Source organism: Streptococcus koreensis (assembly GCF_003627135.1).
In the GTDB taxonomy this organism is placed as follows: Bacteria; Bacillota; Bacilli; order Lactobacillales; family Streptococcaceae; genus Streptococcus; species Streptococcus ilei.
Genome location: NZ_CP032620.1, coordinates 209,790 through 228,051, shown reverse-complemented (window position 1 = coordinate 228,051; position 18,262 = coordinate 209,790). Strand labels below are relative to the sequence as shown.

Genomic DNA, 18,262 nt, shown 5'->3' with positions numbered 1-18,262 from the left:
AAATGAAAGTTAATTTATTCTCATTTCAACAGAAAGCACTTAATAATTTACGTATGAATGTTGAAGAGGCCATGGGATCTTATCAAAGAACTCGTACTCCCCAAGTAATATCTTTTACTGCTCCAACGGGAGCAGGGAAGACGATAATTATGGCGGCATTAATAGAGGATATCTATTGTGGAAGTGGAATATATCCAGAACAACCTGAGGCAATATTTGTTTGGTTGTCTGACTCTCCAGAATTGAATGAACAATCAAAAGTAAAAATTGATTTGAAAGCTGATAAAATTACATTAGGAAAGACGGTTACTATTTCTGATGAGGATTTTGATAGTGAAGTGTTAGAAGATGGCCATATATACTTTCTAAATACACAAAAACTTTCTAGAAGTAGTAATTTAACAAAAAGAAGTGATAAGCGTCAGTACACTATTTGGGAAACATTGCAAAATACTGTTAACAAAAAAACAAATCATCTTTATTTTATTATTGATGAAGCTCATAGAGGAATGCAGGGAGTTGAGGCTGGAAAAGCTACGACGATTATGCAAAAATTCCTCAAAGGAAGTGAGAGTGATGGACTCAATCCAATGCCACTTGTAATTGGTATGTCAGCTACTACAGAAAGATTTAACAATTTAGTGAAGGGGACAACTTCTACTATACACAATGTTGTTGTAACTGCTGATGAAGTTCGTGCCTCTGGTCTCCTGAAGGATAGAATAATTATCTCATATTCAGAGGAGTCTTCAGTAAGTAAGGATATGGCAGTATTTCAAGCAGCAACTGATGATTGGAAAATAAAATGCGATCATTGGTATCAATATTGCTATGAACAGCATTATGCTCAGGTCAACCCAATATTCGTTGTGCAGGTTGAAAATGGAAATAGTGAGTGTATTTCAAAGACGGATTTGGATACTTGTTTAAAGAATATACAAGAAAGAACTGGAATAAAATTTACAATTGGAGAAGTTGTACACACTTTTGGACAGACAGAGTCATCATTAACTATTGCTGGGCTAGAAGTTCCTTTTATGGAGCCTTCTCGTATTTCTGATGATAAAAAAATTAGAGTTGTTTTCTTTAAAGAAAATTTATCAACTGGATGGGATTGTCCGAGAGCTGAAACAATGATGAGTTTCAGGCCTGCAAAGGATTCAACTTATATTGCACAACTCCTAGGACGTATGATAAGAACTCCAATGCAGATGCATATACAGGTTGATGATATACTAAACGATGTCCATCTTTACCTACCCTATTTTGATATAGAATCCGTGAACAAAGTTATTGAAGATCTGCAGGCAACAGAAGGTGGAGACATTCCTACTGATATTTCAGGGGAAGATATAAATAATAGAACTTTTGAAACACTAACTGTACGTCCAAAATCTGGATATGATAAGAAAAATAAAATTCCTGATGGTCAACTTTCAATTTTTGATAATGTTAATGATTCAGTTACAAATAAAGAGCATCTAACTGGAACTTTGATTTCGGATGAGAGCGAGGAGCAAAGCCATATAGAGGTGACTCGAAAAAAAATAGTTGATGATAAAAACAAGTCTAATTATGAAACTACCCAAATAGTTACTCAGGAAAAAACACTAGTCACGCATAACGATTTTTTATCTAGCGAAAAAAGTTCAGAAAATAATGAAGTTGAGCTCGTTCTCGACCGTGAAGCAATTGTTAAAATTATTAATGAGGCTGGTCTGCTCACATACAATGTTCGTGATGTACGAATTAATGACTATTTAAAATCTCTTTATAGTATGGGCAGACTATTAGTACAATCAGGACTCGACGAAAAAGCCACTGAAAACATTCAGAAAGATATCGTAAATATGATTCGTTCATATATTGACAAATTGCATGAACTAGGTGAATATAATAGTCTTGTAGAAGATGCAAAAGAATTTAAGCTTGGCACACAAGTTTTTGATGCTTTTGGAGAGACGGTAGAATTTGAGTCAGATTTATTCAGTAGTTCGTTTGTTTCGACTGATATTGATATAGACAGACAATATAGAATCGCAGAAGCAAGATTAGGAAATGAGGGGATTGGAAATATTTATCTTAATACATTCTTTGGAACAGATCATATTAATAATCTTAAAATAGATATAATTCTTTTTTCGACAGATAGTGATTGTATTGCTAAATTAAACGTATATGCCAAAGAAACGTTTCATGAATTAAATGATATGTGGCGTAGGCATATTCCAAAACTAAATGAAAAATTACGTAAACAATATGAGAGAATTGTTTCTGACGGAGATATTGTAAGTAAACATAATTTTCGACTCCCTGAAATTATTACAGTATCCTTAAATGAAGGCGGAAAAAAATATAACAATCATTTATTCGTTAATGATAATGGATTTACTACAATTAAGTTAAATAGTTGGGAGGAAGGTGTTCTTAGAGAAGAATTTGAAAAAGACGATTTTATTTGTTGGATTAGAAACTCACCAAGAGCATCATGGGCACTTTGTATACCTTATGAATTAAACGGTAAAAAAAGGCCAATGTACCCTGACTTTATAATTGTTAGAAAAGATGAGAATTTTGATAATGAATTGATTATTGATTTATTAGAACCCCATAATCCAGAATATAAAGATAACCTTCCGAAAGCAAAAGGGTTAGCAGAATATGCCAGACAAAACCCTGGTGTGGGACGTATTGAACTTATACGAGAAGGGAAGGACGCAACAGGAGTTAAAAGATTTAGACGACTTGATATGTCTAAGATGGGTATTCGTGATAAAGTAATACAAGCTCAAACCGATGAAGAACTCATGCATCTATTTGAAACAGATGGAATGTATGAGAGCTCTAAAAAATAATTTTACAAGTCTATGTTATTGTTTGTTATGTTAGCAATAAATTTTCTGGAAAGATAACAAATAATATTTATCAAATTATAAGAAGCGCAAGTTTTAACTAATTTGCGCATTTTTTGTTCTTATTTTTTTAAATGGTAGAATAGAATTTGTTGAGAAGATTGAAAAGAGTAAAAATCAATTTTGAGATAAATTAATTATTCGAATCCCCATCATTTTAAATCTAACTAATTTTTAATTTTTGAATATCAGATATTTTTGTGTTAACTTCTAAATTTAAAGTTTATAACCTCGTTATTGTTTTGGGATTAAAAAGTCCCAAAAATAATTATTTAAATTGAAAAAATACGCTATAATCAATTTATAAAACCGAAAGGAAATTATAAAATGAATGAAAATAAACAACTTCCTTATTCAAATAATGAGAAGTTAGAGCCTATAGCTTCAAAGAAAGTTGTAAGGAAGGAACATGATATATCTTTTGTTGATTATATTAGAGTCTTATCAGATGGAAAATTAAGTAAAAGTGGCGAAATTCGGGTGAAAACGAGAGAATTAAGTGAAAGAGTAGGCATTGATTATGAAATGTTTAGAAAAATATTAAATAAGAGTAAGCCAAATCAACCTAGGGACTGTATAATAGCTATTTGTGCAGCATTATTTTGCTCAGTTGAAGAAACGAATAAAGCGCTATTTTATTACGATGATATGCCAGGTTTAGATTTTACTGAAGGATGTAGAGATTTTTTTATTATGCAGGCTTTAGAAGGAAATGTAGGGAAAGAAAATGATCGTGACTACATAAGTAGGGGTGTAAAATTAGTTAACGATACCTTAAAACTAAATGAGTTTTCGTTGCTACGTTTATCTAATAAAACAAAAACTAAAGAGGCTAAAATTATAGTACCGAATGATAGAATAGAAGATATTATTTCAGAAGAGTATTCTGAACGTGAGAAGTATTACTCATCACTAGGTATTTATTATAAACCTGATAACTATAGTGTGACTACACAAATAAAAGTTTTGGATAATAATAAAATACATCATCTAATTAAAAAAAGTAAAACAGAGGATGTATTTGAATTAAAATATGAGGGAAAATTTCCAACTTATATAAAGCCGGAAGCAGATCTAGAAAAAAAATACGAGTATATTTTAGATGATTCAAACAAACGAGAATTAAGTAAATGTTACGAAGTTGTGTATGATACAAAAAATTGGGGATTTAGAAAAAGTGCAAAATTGAAAGATGATATTATAGTTGTATATGGGGAAAAATTTAATTACAACATCCCAGAGAGGAGTGAATATTTTTATGCAGAAATCTCAAATGGGGAGTTTAAGTTTTCAATATGTAAGAATAGCATGTTTATGAAAGAATACCTATCTGTAAATGAATTTAACCAATATTATTCTCATAAACAGGATAGTCATAAATTAGTACTTAAAACTTTTTATTCTATAGAAGAAATTAAAGAATACTGTAAAAAAAACTTCAAATATTATTTTGAAGTGGAATATAGTTATTTATCGTATTTTACAGAAATGAAAAAAAGTCTTGAAGAATTACTCAATAACATAAAGAGGAGGAAACAGTTTATTCGTGACTCTCAGGATTTATTAGGGGACGATCCGAATATGATTTTCTATTTTTTTAAAGTTGAAAATGAGTTTGAATGTTTCGAAAAAGAAAATACATTCCCTGTATACAAAGAATATGATCCTTTTGCAGAAGAGTTAGGTTTGAATGACGGTATTGAGATCGGGACCTATCTTGGAGAGGAAAAATATTCCGAAATAGTTTGCAAAAAAGAAGAGGCTATATTTGAAATTGAAAATAATAAAATAATTTTAACTAGAGAAGATTTGATTACAGCCTATGAACTAGGAATTAATGATATTGAAGAAGTTATAAAACTAAAATTAAAAATTTCAGATTTCAAAAAAATTTATGAATTATAATTTTATCGGGACCAAAAAGTCCCAAACCGACTTGTTCTCCTCAAGTTTATTAAATATAATTATTTTATAAACTTAAGGAGGATCCCTCTAATGACAAATTTAGAATATGTAAATTTATTAGTCCGTTGTAACGACATAATATATATTGATACGTCGTCACTTATGAATGTCCAAGATCTTAGGATGTTTTTAGATAACTACCAACAATATTTAATAAAGTATAATAAGAAAATAATTGTTACTAGGGAGGTTTGTTTAGAGATTGTTAAGCATCTAAGTTCAAAAATAGAATCTAAGCAATTTAAAGCGCAAGGTGTTATTGATTTATTTAAGGAATTTTGTGATTTATTTATTTTTGAAGATGAGAATTTAAATAATTTGGACGCTGAGAAGGCTTTTGCAGATTCAGAATTGTTATCACGTCTGACAATGGGAAAAACTGAATTTAGTCAATTATTGATTACGAACGATAAAAAGTTAAGTGTGGATGCTTATAATTTAAATAATTTAAATTCTTGTTTTGGAGAAAAAATTTCCGTATGTTATATTTCTCAAAATGGATTGTTGCATAAAGGGCAAACAGATTTTGAAAGTCGCGTTATTAGTGAAAAAGATAAAATAGAAGAAGTAAATTTATCTGAAGAACAAAAGGTTACCAGTATTGTTGAAGATAAAAGTTCAAAAATTTTATATGCCTTAACCGGATTTTGTCTAGGAGCAGTCGCCGCTAAATATGCTCCAAAAATTTTAAAATTCATTTAATAAGCCATACACATGATATGGCCAACTTTTCAATTACAGGAGGGGATTATGATCTTTCAAACTTATTTAATTATTTTGTTAATTTTTCTTGTTGTATATTTATTATGGAAAAAATACATTATAAAAAACAAGTTTACACAATATATCATTAATAATGGTGGAAAAGAAATTGATTTTATAAAGAATAATGAGGGAAGCTTTTCTGATGTAGTAAAAATGATTAACAAGAGGTATAAGATAGGGATAGTTAATGCATATACTATTGTCAATTTAACCAAAGAAGAAAACAATGATAAATGATGAGGAGTTGATAAATTTATTAAATAATCTATGAAAAGAAATAATTAATTTTGGGGTGAGAAAATGGAAATGTCAATTGAAAAGCGAGAACAAATTGTTGACTTACTAAATGCTGAATATGTGATTCCTGAGGAAATGATTGAATGTGTTAAGGATGCTGTTAAGAAGTATTCTACTAAAAATTATACTGACGAAGTGATTGATAAAATTGTAAGGACACCTCAGAGTTTATCAAAAGGTTTAGTTTTGTTAAGGGAAAGGAATGGGAGTAATGATTTAAGTTTGTTTCGCGGCATATTAACTGAGTGGTTAGTTTGTGCAGAATACAACGCTCTAAAAAATAAAGGTTCAGTTGTGATGACAATTACTAATCCAGATCCATCTTCAAAAGCTGATCTTCTTCACATAATAAAGATTGGTAATGATTTCAAAGCAGTACCCGGTCCTGATGTAAAAAGTGGTAGTAGCACCTATGTTTTTAACCAATGGAAAAAGATAGTTCAAAATAGATATGAAATACCTATGGTTGATATAGATGGAATTTTAACTACTGAAGAAGGATTGAGACAGCTAACAAAAAAACAAAGAGAACAGTTTGATGAATTGAAAATGCAGTTTCCTAAAAAACAGGCAATAGCAACGACTTGGAATAAGGAAGATATTCTAAAGGTTATTTCTGACTATTTAAAGTTTATAGAATTTGAGATCTATCCAAGTACAGAGACTGATCTTGGAATTAAGGAAATTGATGTTAAAAACTTGAAAGAAAAGATATATAGTGGGGAATTTTTAAATAGTCGAACCTTAGATTGGTTAGTATTTTCAAATGAATCGAAAATTATTTTTGACCTACAAGTAGAAGATACTAGTGTGGTAGATCATAATATTGATTCTGACTTAGAAAATGAAGAAAGAATTAAATTAGCGAGATCTGATGTCAAAGATGGGAGCAGGAAAATCAATAGACTATGGCGTAAAGCTATGATGATAAGTAGCAATGGCATTGAGGTAGCTAAGAAAGTTGGTAGTCATACAATAAAATGGATGGCAAATAACCCAGAGACGGTGTTTTCTATATGTGCTGGTGTTGCTACATTTTTGGTAAAAAATAACTCAAATCAAGAAGCTAATACCTATATAAGTGATTCTGGTTACACGTCTAGTTATCAATCAGAGTATGAAGTAGTTGAAGAAGAAGTTGTTGAAAAAGCTGGCTCACATCACGCTAGTAAGCATATTAGAAATTTATCTGAAGGCCAAAATGCTTCTGCTGAAAAGATAGCAACTGCTGAGGCTAACGGATTTAAATTAGAGGATGGGCAGACATGGGTTGATGAATACTAAGCTTTTAGGAATTTAGCTTCCACAATTTTTATAAGAAAGTAATCTTTTTGAATTAAACAAAGCAGAAGAAAGTTTGTTGATAATTGACATTTAGTATTTTTTCAAATTGTGAAAGCAATACTTTGCAAAATGTTTTTTAGAAGGTTGTAAATAATTAAAACACATTTTCCCTATCCAAAGGTGGATAGGGTTTTTCATTGTTCATTACACGTTCTAAACAATCAATACTAGATCTTAGATGAAACATTTCACGTTTTCTATAATTTTCATCTTGTGAATTCAATAGTTCGTTTAGGTGACGTCTAATATGCCAAACAGCTTTTCTGATATTTGTTTCTTTTAAATTATTCATGAATCCATTGTACAATAAAATATAATCCAAACTCTTTTATTAAACTAATTTGCATGAAATATAAGCCAATCGGTTAATAATAAGCTTAATATTTTTTTGAAGTAATCTATTTAGCACAAAAAAACACCTATTCGGTAAAATAAGTGTGACTAATGTTATTTATATCTATATTGTTTTAGAGTGTATTTATTGGTATCGCTACCTTTAGGATAGTAGTCGTGCTTAGCTCCACTCATATCAACAGAAAAGACCCCATCTTTAAATGAATATTCTTCTGTTCGACTTGCAATATTTTATCCAGTTAATTCGATCATATTCTTTTGCTTGTTAATGGTAAAACTGTCAGCATCTCCATGCTCAATGGAAGCATTCTCTCCTTTTATAGTAAACGCCAACTTGTTTCTTTCGCTTGAGATCCAATAATACTCACCATCTAAAGATTGTTAGTTGTTTTTAGATCAAGTAACTAACGTAGTTATTGATAACGAAAGTAGTAGTATACCTATTATTTTTCTCATAATCTTTGCCTCCTTCTATAATTTTAATTATAGCAAAATAATATTACAAGAATATCAGTGTCTGTTATAACGGAAAAATGGAGAAATGTCTATTATAACAGCAAATAATTACTTTCGGGAAAATAGGTCTTTTTCGGAAAGTTGTTTTAAATAAAAGAGGTGAATAAAAAATTTTAAACAATATTAATAAAGTGGACGTATTTTGTCTATAACTAGTGTTATAATGATGTTAAGCAAAGAATATTAGTAAAAAAGCGAGGATTAAACTATGTCAAATAATAAAGATATGAAAGAAGGGTTACATAAATTATGCGATTCGTTTTTTCAAAGTGAGGATGAAGAAAAAGTAGCAAAAGAGTTAAAAGATAATTTAGAAAAGTTTTTTAAAGTTATTAAAGATAAATATGGGAAGGATCTTCATCTTAATGACGGTGCGAATGAGTTCTTAAAAGAGTTTAGTCCTTGGCACCAACGAGTAGGTATAGACTTAATTGATAAATTTGTAAATACTATTTATGATTTTGATTCTAATAAGGATTTTTCTTGGTTGGATATTTTAGATACAGATAAGCAGTGGAAGAAACCGGGTAATGAAGATATTAAAAAGGAAATTAAAGATCAACGTAAACATGTAAATATGCGTTATCAAATTCCAACCCATTTCCATGGAGATATTGACAATGCTGTGATCTTTCACTGTATGGAGAATCCGAGGGGGTACTTAGGAGATTGGGAGGATAATCAGATTGATGAAGAATTTGCAGGAGCAAGCCTGGAAGAATTTTATATTAAATCGGCTATTAAACGGGAAGAAAAAAGTGAAACCATAAAAGATATAATAAAAGAACGATATCAATTAACGGAAAGTGAACAAAAGAAAGATTTTAAGGAAAAAATAACAGAAATTATCTATAATTGTAAAAAAAGTCCTTTGGCAATTGAATTGGATAGAATGTTTAAAAATTTTAAAGATTCGGATTATAAAACCTATGGTTTTGTAAAAGATAGTTCAGATTTAAAAGATTATTATTATTTCAAAAATTATTACAAAGAATTATTAATTGGAAATGACAAAAATTTAGAACTATTTATAAAGCAAGAAAATAAAGATAAAGCATTAGAGCGCGCGGAAAAAATATGTAATGTAGAAATTTATCCTTTTTCATGTAAAAATCCCAAATTAGGTGATGATGGTATTGGCAAAAAGATTCTACTCAACTCAGACTTATCTCGTTTAGGTGCTTATATTGTTTTGAGAAGAATTTATAAGTATTTAGAGGAGAAAAATGACAAATCTCAGAAACCAGTTTTTATTTTTCGTAAATATGATAGAGCATGGGAGAAATTGTTTAAATCTATATTTAAAGAAGCAAAAAAAGAAAAAAATAATTATGGATTTCAAAATCAAAATACACTAAAGAATTTAGAAAAATTATTTTTTTATCGTCAAACTAGAACTGAAGGTGGAGGTATTACTTCTGGGAATGTAATTTCAATTAAAAATTATAAAATTTATAAAGATATTTTTAAAACTCTAAAACAAACTGCTTTTAAGGAAATTTCTGACGTATTACGCCGAGGTGATATTGATAAAAATAGTTCAGGAAAATCAGGTGACTAATGATGAACTCTCAAGAGCGACTACTAACAATTTTTCTTCGTTTACAAGCAGGTGAAAGACTGTCAAAAGCAAGATTATCTACAGAGTTTGGTGTTGATCCCAAATCAATTCAAAGAGATATAAGTAGATTGAAAGGAACACTCGAAGAAAAATCTCATTTAGGTTTAGAGATTGTATTCGATTCTTTAGACAATACTTACCGTTTGATTGGCAAAACAATCTTTAATAAAAAGGATATTTTAGTAATCTCAAAAATTCTTTTAGAAAATCGTGCACTAAACAAATCAGAACTATATTCATTACTCGAAGGCCTTCTAGCTTTACTCTCAATTGAAGAAAAAAAAGAGGTATTTTCCATTATTAGCAGTGAGCGTTTTAGATATAAGTCACTGACTAATGATAGGGACAGAATTGACACGATTTGGAACTTATCGGAAGCTATTCGTAGGGAACGAATGCTCGAAATAGAATATAAAGCCCCGTTAAAAGATGCCAAAAGCCATATTATTTTTCCTGTTTCTCTCTATTATGATGCCCACTATTTTTATCTAGTTGCTTATCATTTGAAACATGGAAAGCATACAACGTTTCGTGTTGATAGAATTGAGAATCTGAGTGAATCTCATGTAAAGAAACCAGAGATTCCACATAAATTTAAGTACCGAGATGGAGAAGTTCGAAATCAAAAGGTGGACGCTTTCGAGGGAGAAAAAATTAATGTAAAATTACGTTATACAGGGATCCCGGAAATTGTCTTTGATAAATTTCCAAATCACGAAATTATTTCATGTGATAAGGGAGATATGATCGTTCGAATTGAAACTCAGGATACACCAGGACTTAAGAGATGGATTTTAGGACAAGAAGATGAAATCACAGTATTAGATCCTCAAAGTTTAGCTGATAGTATACAAAATTCCCTAGAAAAAATGTTAAAAAATTATAAAAAATAAAAAGACATGGACATATTTTGTCCATGCCTTTTTTTATAATTAAGTTACGAATTATAAAGGAGGTTAAGAGATGGGTAGCAAAAGAATTGAAGAAGATTTTGAAATTAAATGGTTAGAGACTTTTAAAGAAGTATCAGAATATCACCGTGACTTTTACGGTGGACAGATGATCTCATTATCTTTGTCAGATCTAAAAAAATTGGTAGAAGGTAAATTCCTTGCGTGGTCCTCTGGAATTGATGAATATTCAGAGGTATTGTATTTGAACGAAGATGCCAAAAAGGAGCTTAATAAAATTGTAAAAGGAGAAAGTTCATGCTAGAAAACAATATTGTTAAATACAAAGTCAGTAGGCAATTAAAACTTGCGTTGGAACAATTAAATCATCGGATTATTAAAAAAGACTATAAGGTGATCGAAACACAGGATATTCTATTTTGTATATTAGACATTTGCGATACGGGAATGGGTTATGCTTTAGGATATTACTCTTTAACAAAAAGTAAGTTGTTAAGAGAGTATTCTAAAGGAAAATTTATTGGAAGTGAACAACGTTGTACTCTTGAAACCGACGAGTTAAAAGATTTTTCTAAAAGGAGAGTGATGCATGAATGGATTACTTCATCACCTGTAGAAATTATTCAAGAGCCTTCTTCTTCGTATTATCTTTCTGAGTGTGATGAATTTCCGATTTCTGAATATTTGAAGTTGATTTTTGATTTTGCTGAAGAGATGCGCTTACAGAATTCTCCTGATGGTGTAATCGATTCTTATTGGCTTTTATCAGGAATTTCTCAAGAGCAGGAAACTAATGCGCATCAACTGATTTACAAACAATATTTGTCGACTGGTAGAAGTAGTTATTCTGAAGATGGCCTATTAGATGTCTTTACGAATTCGTGGTTTCGATTTCGAGATTTATCTGATGGGAAGGCTGAAAGAGAGAGAGCTAGTAAAGAAAGAAGAGCAGCGCATATCTCCTCAAAATTATCAAATCCAGACTATTCTCTATTAAATGATATAGCAACAGATATAACTTTAAAAGCCCGAAATGGGGAGCTAATGGAGGTTGTTGGACGTGATGATGAAATTCGAAAGGTAGAGATTGCTCTCACACGTAGAGATAAAAATAATGTTGTTTTATTAGGTGATGGTGGTGTAGGAAAGTCTGCAATTGTTGATGGAATTGCGATGCGTATTGCTAGAGATGAAGTTTTGTCTCTAAAGGGTAAGAAAATACTTCAGTTTAGTTTAAATGACTTAAGTGCAACATTTGGAGTATTTTCAAGCGAGTGTATTAAAAGATTCATAGAAGAGATGAAACGGGAAAAAGACGTTATCTTATTTATTGATGAAGTTCATATGCTAGGAAGAGCAAAACACCTAACAGATTTGTTAAAACCTTTAATGGCACGTGGTGATTTCCGAATTATTGGAGCAACAACCCCTATGGAATGGAGTGCATATGTTTCAGGTGATACAGCTTTCGTACGACGGTTTGAAAAAGTAATTGTAGAGGAACCAAGTATCGAAGATACGATTAAAATTGTTGAGACGGTAGCACCAGCATATGAAAATTTTCATCATGCAAATTTTGAGAATGACACAATTGAGTTAGCAGTTAAATTAGCTAAAAAGTATCTCAAAAGTGAAAAACTTCCAGATTCTGCTTTTACAATCATCGATAACGCTGGAGCCCTGGTTCGTATTGAAGCGAATCAAGAAGTCACTCTAATTAGAGACTATCAAAATGAAGTCGACGAATTAAAGAAAGAGTTGGAAATTGCACAAGGAATTGAATACAACGAGGTGGCTGTTGAAGAAATACGAAGAAAACTTAATCTTAAACTAACTGAATTCCAGGGAGCACGTAATAATTTAACTTCTACTCACTATGATCTTAAAATTACAAAAGATGATATAAAAAAGGCTGTGGAACATAAAACTAATCTTAAGGTCAAAAATCAAGATATGAAGGTTGGAAAAGACGCAGATAACCAAGAGTTGCTCCGTCTTTCTAATTTAAAAAGTATTCTGGCTGAAAAAGTTATTGACCAATCAGATGCTACAAATTCTATAGCGGAAGCTGTTATTCGTTCTAAAACAGGGTTTAGAAATCCTAAAAGACCGATTGGAGTCTTTTTATTTCTAGGTACTAGCGGTGTTGGTAAGACAGAAACAGCAAAAGTCTTGTCTGAGGAATTAACGGGATCTGTAGAAGATCTTATTCGACTAGACATGTCAGAATATCAACAAGAACACGAAGTATCAAAATTAATAGGCGCTCCCCCAGGTTATGTAGGATTTGGTAAAGGTGGAATTTTAACAAATGCTGTTAAAAGTAATCCAAAATCAGTTGTGCTACTTGATGAAATTGAAAAAGCTCACCCTAAAGTCTATGATTTGATGTTACAAGTTTTTGATGACGGTATTCTAACGGACGGTATGGGACAAAAAGTTGATTTTACAAATACGATCATTATTTTAACCTCTAACTTAGGTTTAAATGCAATTAAAAAGGATAAACGAGTTGGATTCACAATGGTTGAAACGAATGAAATTTGTGAACAGATTATTCGGGAACAAACGATGGAAGCAGTCCATAATTTTTTCCGTCCAGAACTTTTAAATCGTATTGATGAAATTGTGACCTTTAAACCTTTTTCGGAATCAACAATTCTTCGAATTACAAGATTGTTACTTGAAAAAGAAATAGAGATGATTAAGAAAAGTGGATATGAACTTGAGTGTACAGAAAAAGCAGTAGAATTGCTTGCTACAAGAACCTACGATCCTGAGAATGGTGCTAGACCAATTCGGAGAGGTATTACTAAACTGATTGAAACTCCTTTGTCAGAGTTAATTATCAATAATCGTCTTAATAAGGGAGATAAGGTGATTATAGATTCTGATGGGGTTGAATTAGTTTTTGAAGTTTTAAGTCAATAATAAATGGAAGGAGAATGGGTATGGGACTTTCTTATGCACCACAGTATACATGGACGGAGCATTTTGTTCAAAGAGCTCAGGAACGATTCCAGGTGAGTACGGATTTACTTCCTAAATGGGTGGGGCGACAAATTGGCAGTTTAACAGTTTATGATTCGTCCGTTGAACAACAACCAGAAGCTAAAAAGTACATTTCAGATTATGGTGTCATCTTTGTATGTAATACAATTGAACAAAAATTTATTACTTGTTATGAAGCAAATGATATCTTTATGGAGGGAAATAAGGTTACCATTCATGAGTATAATGTTGACTCATTTAAGGAAGAAATTGGAAATTTAGCAAGAAAGTATTACCTAAAGGATGCAAAGGAAATGTTGCTAAGTGTAGAGAGTCATTTGTATAAATTCCAAGAAATCTCTCAAAAAGTAATGTCTGGAAGACTGACTAGGCAAAATTACAATCTTATTGGAAACTTGATTGATGAATTTCATGCTATAAAATCTGCAATAAGAGTCATTGAAACAAGGAGAAGTGATTTTAAAATGTAATAGTCTTTCTATTTGTAAACGAATACAAATAGATTTATTACTATGTTATAATTATTTTAAAAGCGATGATTAGTAAGTAAGGAGAAGAAAATGGTAATGAAGAATTTTAAGGATATATATGAACAAGAATATCAAAAGTTGAATTCACAACAAAAAAGAGCAGTTGATACTGTAGAAGGGCCTGTGATGGTTATTGCTGGCCCTGGTACAGGTAAAACTCAGATTCTTTCTCGTCGAGTTGCCAATATTTTAACAAATTATCATACAAATCCAGAAGAGATTGTCTGTTTAACATATACAGAGGCAGGTGCATCTGAAATGTTGGATCGTTTGGAAGGATTGATTGGTGAAGAAGGACGTAACGTTAGAGTATCGACTATCCACTCTTTTTGTAGCGAATTGATACTAGAAAACTCTGATTTATTTGGTGAAGAGCCTAAAGTAATTACTACTGCAGCTAAGTATGAAATTCTCAAAGATATTATAGATGAGCATGTTACGGAAGAGAGTCCTTTTTATAAAAACTCTGGAGAACGTTATTCTTTTAAAGAGCAACTATTAGACCTTTTTACAAAAATGAAACGTGAAAAACTGGATAAAACTATTTTAGAAAAAGAGATAGATGAATACTTTAAAATGATTGATTTATCTATACCTGGAGATGAGTTGTATAGTAAATTCAAGTATGCTAGAAAGTATAAAGATAAGAAAGCTGGAGATTATAAAGAAGAACCATTAAAAAAATTACAAGAAAACATGGAAAAGTTACTTGCTGGAGTTGAAATTGTTGAAAAGTATAGCGATGATATTAGCGATCACAATTATTTTGACTTTGATGATATGATTCTATGGACCATTGAAAAGTTGGAGGAAGATGATGCTTTCCAAAGAAGTGTCTCTGAAGGTATAAAATATTTGTTTGTAGATGAATTTCAGGATACTTCAGTTATTCAGAACAAACTCGTAGATTTATTAGTAAAAGGGAAGAAGAATCCAAATATTTTTGTTGTAGGAGATGATGATCAAAGTATTTATCGTTTTCAAGGAGTGAGTGCAGATAATATTCAAATTTTTGATAAGAAGTATAAACCTACGAAAATAGTTCTTGAAGAAAATTATCGTTCATCACAAGCTATCATTGATGCTTCGAGACAACTAATCAGTCATAATCCAAGAGAAGAGAAAGTTCTTGTTGCAGCTGGCGATAATAAAAATTATGATTATCAATTGCCAATCTTGAAATCATATTCAAATGCAAAAGATGAAATGTATGGTGTACTGAGTGAGATTGAAGAGTTGATTCAGTCGGGTGTATCTCCTCAGGAAATTGGAGTCATCTATGGAAGAAATTCCTATGGAGAAGAGTTTGCGAAGATTCTTCGTGATAATGGTATTTTCGTTCAAATGAAAGAAAATCAGGATTTATTCAAAGAACCTATCTTCAAAAAAATAGTAGCTATTTTAAAATATCTTTGTCAACCATCAAGAGATATCAGAGCACTTCGCAATATCGTATATTTTGATTTTTTTGAGGTGGAACCCTCAGAAATCGCAAAAATACGAAATCTCAGGAAGGATGAAAAAATTTCTATTCCTTCCATAGCAGAAATTGATAAAAAACTAGAAGTGATTCGAAAGAAAGTTAGTAGATCAGAGAATTACTTATCTCCTATGTATGTCCTAGGTGATATATTGAAAACTCTAGGAATTGACGAATATATTATGAAATCAAAAGAAAAATATCATTTGGTTTCAGTTCTAAATGAACTTTATAAGTTAATGTCAACAGAATGTCTGCTCCACCCTAAATTGACTGTAAAAGGATTTTTGAATCAATTATCGTCCTTACAAGAAATGAAGATTAGTCTACCAATTGAAGAAATTTCGGGTTCTCCAAGTAACTGTGTTCAATTAATGACAGCCCATGGTTCTAAAGGTCTAGAGTTTGAACATGTATTTATGATGAAATGTAATGATGGAAATAAAGGTGGAAAATGGCCAGGAGGTGAAAATAATTCGGGTAGATTCTCTTATCCACCAAGTTTAAATGGAAAAGTTGAGAATGAATCTCAACTAAAAGAAGAGGAGAATCGTCGCCTATTTTATGTTGCAATGACTCGAGCAAAGAAGGTTCTCCATCTCTCCTATTCTGATGATTCGGCTAAAACCCACTTTATTAATGAATTTGAGAATTTTATTGATCCAGTGGAAGTGACAGAATCTTTCGAGGAATGTCAGTCTATAGACGAAATAGTAATACCAAAGTTTTCTGACGATATTCCGAGTGAAATTTTAGGTGAATTAAGTTTAAGTGTTAGTACATTAAATGCTTTTCTTAAATGTCCTTTGAGTTTTTATTTCAATAAGGGATTAAAATTACCATCTGAAACAAACGAAGCTATGGTATTTGGTAGCATTATTCACGAATTATTAGAAAAAATATATATTTCTATAGATGATTCGCAAAGTTCAGAACTAACAGTAAAAACAGTTCTTTCTTTAGAAGAAGCTTTAGAATTGTTTGAGACAATCTTTGATGAAAAATCTTATCAATTATCTTCAGATAGAATAAAGAAGGATGCTTATGCTAGAGGAAGAAATATTATTGAAAATCTCTATAAGAAAGATGGCTATCTCAAAGATGGCGTAATTGCAGTCGAGCAGCATATTAAAGGAATCAAGCTAGGTGATATTTCGAACACCAAAGTTGATCTATCAGAAGTATCTGATATTGAGTTAAATGGAAAAATTGATAAAATTGAGTGCGAAGAAGGTGTTATACGATTAATTGACTACAAAACAGGAAAAGCCAAAAATGCTGTAGATAAATTAGTGCCACCGGGTGAAAAAGAACCTCTTGGTGGGGATTACTGGCGCCAGGCTGTATTCTATTATGTCCTCCTCACAAACGCCGGTATCGATATTTCTGACAAAGAAATACTGGTTAAATATGTTTTTGTTGAGGATTCAACTAATGAGGATGGCTTCTCTGAAACTAATGATATACGAATTACTCGAAAGGAAGTAGATATAGTACTCAGTCAAATTAAAGATGCTGTTATGAGGTTAAAACAAGGCGATTTCAATTGTGGCTGTGGATTGGTGAAAAAAGATGGAGAGAATTTTGCTTGCGACTACTGCCTCAAAGCATTAGCAAACGTAGCTCCTAAATTTGATAATACCAAAGCCTTAGAGGTTGCGACCTATCAACAAGTCCGATCCAACTATAAGAGTTTAAGTGTTAGCAAGTTAAATCATTTCTTAGACTGTCCGAAGAGTATCTATTTTGATGATATTTTACAGTTATCTCAACCAGCTGGATTATCAGCAGGATCAAAAGAAAATTCTGCAAAAGTAACAACTAAACATGCCCCAACTGGTCCCGTGTTTGGTACTGTAATTCATGAAACTATGGAACAAATTTATAAAGAAGATTTACAATTAGAGGAAGCTATTAAATATTACGATAATTCATTGAGCCTTCATCAAGAGGAAATCATCGATACAATGTCCGTAGAAGAATTAAAAGAATATGGTCATCGCTTACTGTCCAATCTTTTTGAACATTATATTCCGAGCAGTTTAAAAGGGGAGCATGTTCACTTAGAGAAAGAACTTCGTGTTAAATTGGGGGATAAATACTTAATCAATGGGATTATAGATAAGTTAGAATTTGACAATGATCTTATTCGAGTAGTAGATTATAAGACGGGTTCTGCTCAGAGAGGTGTTGAAGAACTAGAAGTTGGACATGATTATTGGCGTCAAGCAGTATTCTATAATCTTTTATTAGAAAATTCTTCAGAAATAGATACTACAGGTAAGAAAATTCAAACTCAGTATATTTTTCTAGATGATGATGGCGCAAAGGAAGGCTACTCGACCCATACTGTAAAAGTTACAAAACAAGATCTAGATTTAGTTTTCGCTCAAATTCAAGAATTCTGGGATAAAGTGAATGTAGCCGATTTTACTGCTGGTTGTGGTAAAAAAGATTGTGATTATTGCCGTTTAGGTGAATTTGTAGATTTTCAATTGTTGAAAGAAAATGTAAAAGTATAATCAAATAATTAAAATTTATATGTTTTTTAGAAA

At 31.3% G+C, this 18,262-nt stretch carries 11 protein-coding genes; all 11 read left to right on the top strand.

The window, feature by feature from the left end:
* Window positions 1-2: 2 nt before the first annotated feature.
* The 11 genes from D7D50_RS01220 to D7D50_RS01160 all read left to right on the top strand — a co-directional run bounded on the left by D7D50_RS01220 (window position 3) and on the right by D7D50_RS01160 (window position 18,229).
* Window positions 3-2,855 (top strand): DEAD/DEAH box helicase family protein, encoded by a 2,853-nt coding sequence (locus tag D7D50_RS01220; RefSeq protein WP_120701263.1) that lies wholly within the window; start codon window positions 3-5, stop codon window positions 2,853-2,855.
* 384 nt (window positions 2,856-3,239) lie between these two features.
* The gene (locus D7D50_RS01215) at window positions 3,240-4,817 is read left to right on the top strand and encodes a hypothetical protein (RefSeq protein WP_120701262.1); all 1,578 of its coding nucleotides are present in this window, start codon (window positions 3,240-3,242) and stop codon (window positions 4,815-4,817) included.
* 90 nt (window positions 4,818-4,907) lie between these two features.
* A complete protein-coding gene (locus tag D7D50_RS01210; protein WP_120701261.1) occupies window positions 4,908-5,579 on the top strand; it encodes a PIN domain-containing protein in 672 nt (223 codons plus the stop codon).
* Between the two features lie 48 nt (window positions 5,580-5,627).
* Window positions 5,628-5,879 carry a hypothetical protein gene (locus D7D50_RS01205; RefSeq protein ID WP_120701260.1) on the top strand — a complete coding sequence of 84 codons (252 nt, stop codon included), beginning with the start codon at window positions 5,628-5,630 and terminating at the stop codon, window positions 5,877-5,879.
* Between the two features lie 63 nt (window positions 5,880-5,942).
* Window positions 5,943-7,223: a hypothetical protein gene (locus tag D7D50_RS01200; protein ID WP_120701259.1), complete on the top strand. Its 1,281-nt coding sequence runs from the start codon at window positions 5,943-5,945 to the stop codon at window positions 7,221-7,223.
* A 1,138-nt stretch (window positions 7,224-8,361) separates the two neighbouring features.
* Window positions 8,362-9,714, top strand: coding sequence for a hypothetical protein (locus tag D7D50_RS01185; RefSeq protein ID WP_120701257.1), 1,353 nt, complete (start codon window positions 8,362-8,364; stop codon window positions 9,712-9,714).
* Between the two features lie 2 nt (window positions 9,715-9,716).
* Complete coding sequence (locus D7D50_RS01180; RefSeq protein WP_120701256.1) at window positions 9,717-10,667, top strand: helix-turn-helix transcriptional regulator; 951 nt, start codon at window positions 9,717-9,719, stop codon at window positions 10,665-10,667.
* Window positions 10,668-10,737: 70 nt separating this feature from the next.
* The gene (locus D7D50_RS01175; protein WP_120701255.1) at window positions 10,738-10,989 is read left to right on the top strand and encodes a hypothetical protein; all 252 of its coding nucleotides are present in this window, start codon (window positions 10,738-10,740) and stop codon (window positions 10,987-10,989) included.
* A complete protein-coding gene (locus tag D7D50_RS01170) occupies window positions 10,983-13,616 on the top strand; it encodes an AAA family ATPase (RefSeq protein WP_167444694.1) in 2,634 nt (877 codons plus the stop codon). Before D7D50_RS01175 ends, D7D50_RS01170 begins: the two co-directional genes overlap by 7 nt.
* Before the next feature lie 20 nt (window positions 13,617-13,636).
* A complete protein-coding gene (locus D7D50_RS01165; RefSeq protein ID WP_120701254.1) occupies window positions 13,637-14,167 on the top strand; it encodes a hypothetical protein in 531 nt (176 codons plus the stop codon).
* Between the two features lie 90 nt (window positions 14,168-14,257).
* Window positions 14,258-18,229 (top strand): ATP-dependent helicase, encoded by a 3,972-nt coding sequence (locus D7D50_RS01160; protein ID WP_120701253.1) that lies wholly within the window; start codon window positions 14,258-14,260, stop codon window positions 18,227-18,229.
* The last annotated feature ends 33 nt before the right edge of the window (window positions 18,230-18,262 follow it).

Bases quoted from the DNA above. Each gene is read 5' to 3' on its own strand.
- D7D50_RS01220 (WP_120701263.1), top strand. From the start codon at position 3: ATGAAAGTTAATTTATTCTCATTTCAACAGAAAGCACTTAATAATTTA.
- D7D50_RS01180 (WP_120701256.1), top strand. From the start codon at position 9,717: ATGAACTCTCAAGAGCGACTACTAACAATTTTTCTTCGTTTACAAGCA.
- D7D50_RS01205 (WP_120701260.1), top strand. From the start codon at position 5,628: ATGATCTTTCAAACTTATTTAATTATTTTGTTAATTTTTCTTGTTGTA.
- D7D50_RS01165 (WP_120701254.1), top strand. From the start codon at position 13,637: ATGGGACTTTCTTATGCACCACAGTATACATGGACGGAGCATTTTGTT.
- D7D50_RS01210 (WP_120701261.1), top strand. From the start codon at position 4,908: ATGACAAATTTAGAATATGTAAATTTATTAGTCCGTTGTAACGACATA.
- D7D50_RS01200 (WP_120701259.1), top strand. From the start codon at position 5,943: ATGGAAATGTCAATTGAAAAGCGAGAACAAATTGTTGACTTACTAAAT.
- D7D50_RS01185 (WP_120701257.1), top strand. From the start codon at position 8,362: ATGTCAAATAATAAAGATATGAAAGAAGGGTTACATAAATTATGCGAT.
- D7D50_RS01170 (WP_167444694.1), top strand. From the start codon at position 10,983: ATGCTAGAAAACAATATTGTTAAATACAAAGTCAGTAGGCAATTAAAA.
- D7D50_RS01215 (WP_120701262.1), top strand. From the start codon at position 3,240: ATGAATGAAAATAAACAACTTCCTTATTCAAATAATGAGAAGTTAGAG.
- D7D50_RS01160 (WP_120701253.1), top strand. From the start codon at position 14,258: ATGGTAATGAAGAATTTTAAGGATATATATGAACAAGAATATCAAAAG.
- D7D50_RS01175 (WP_120701255.1), top strand. From the start codon at position 10,738: ATGGGTAGCAAAAGAATTGAAGAAGATTTTGAAATTAAATGGTTAGAG.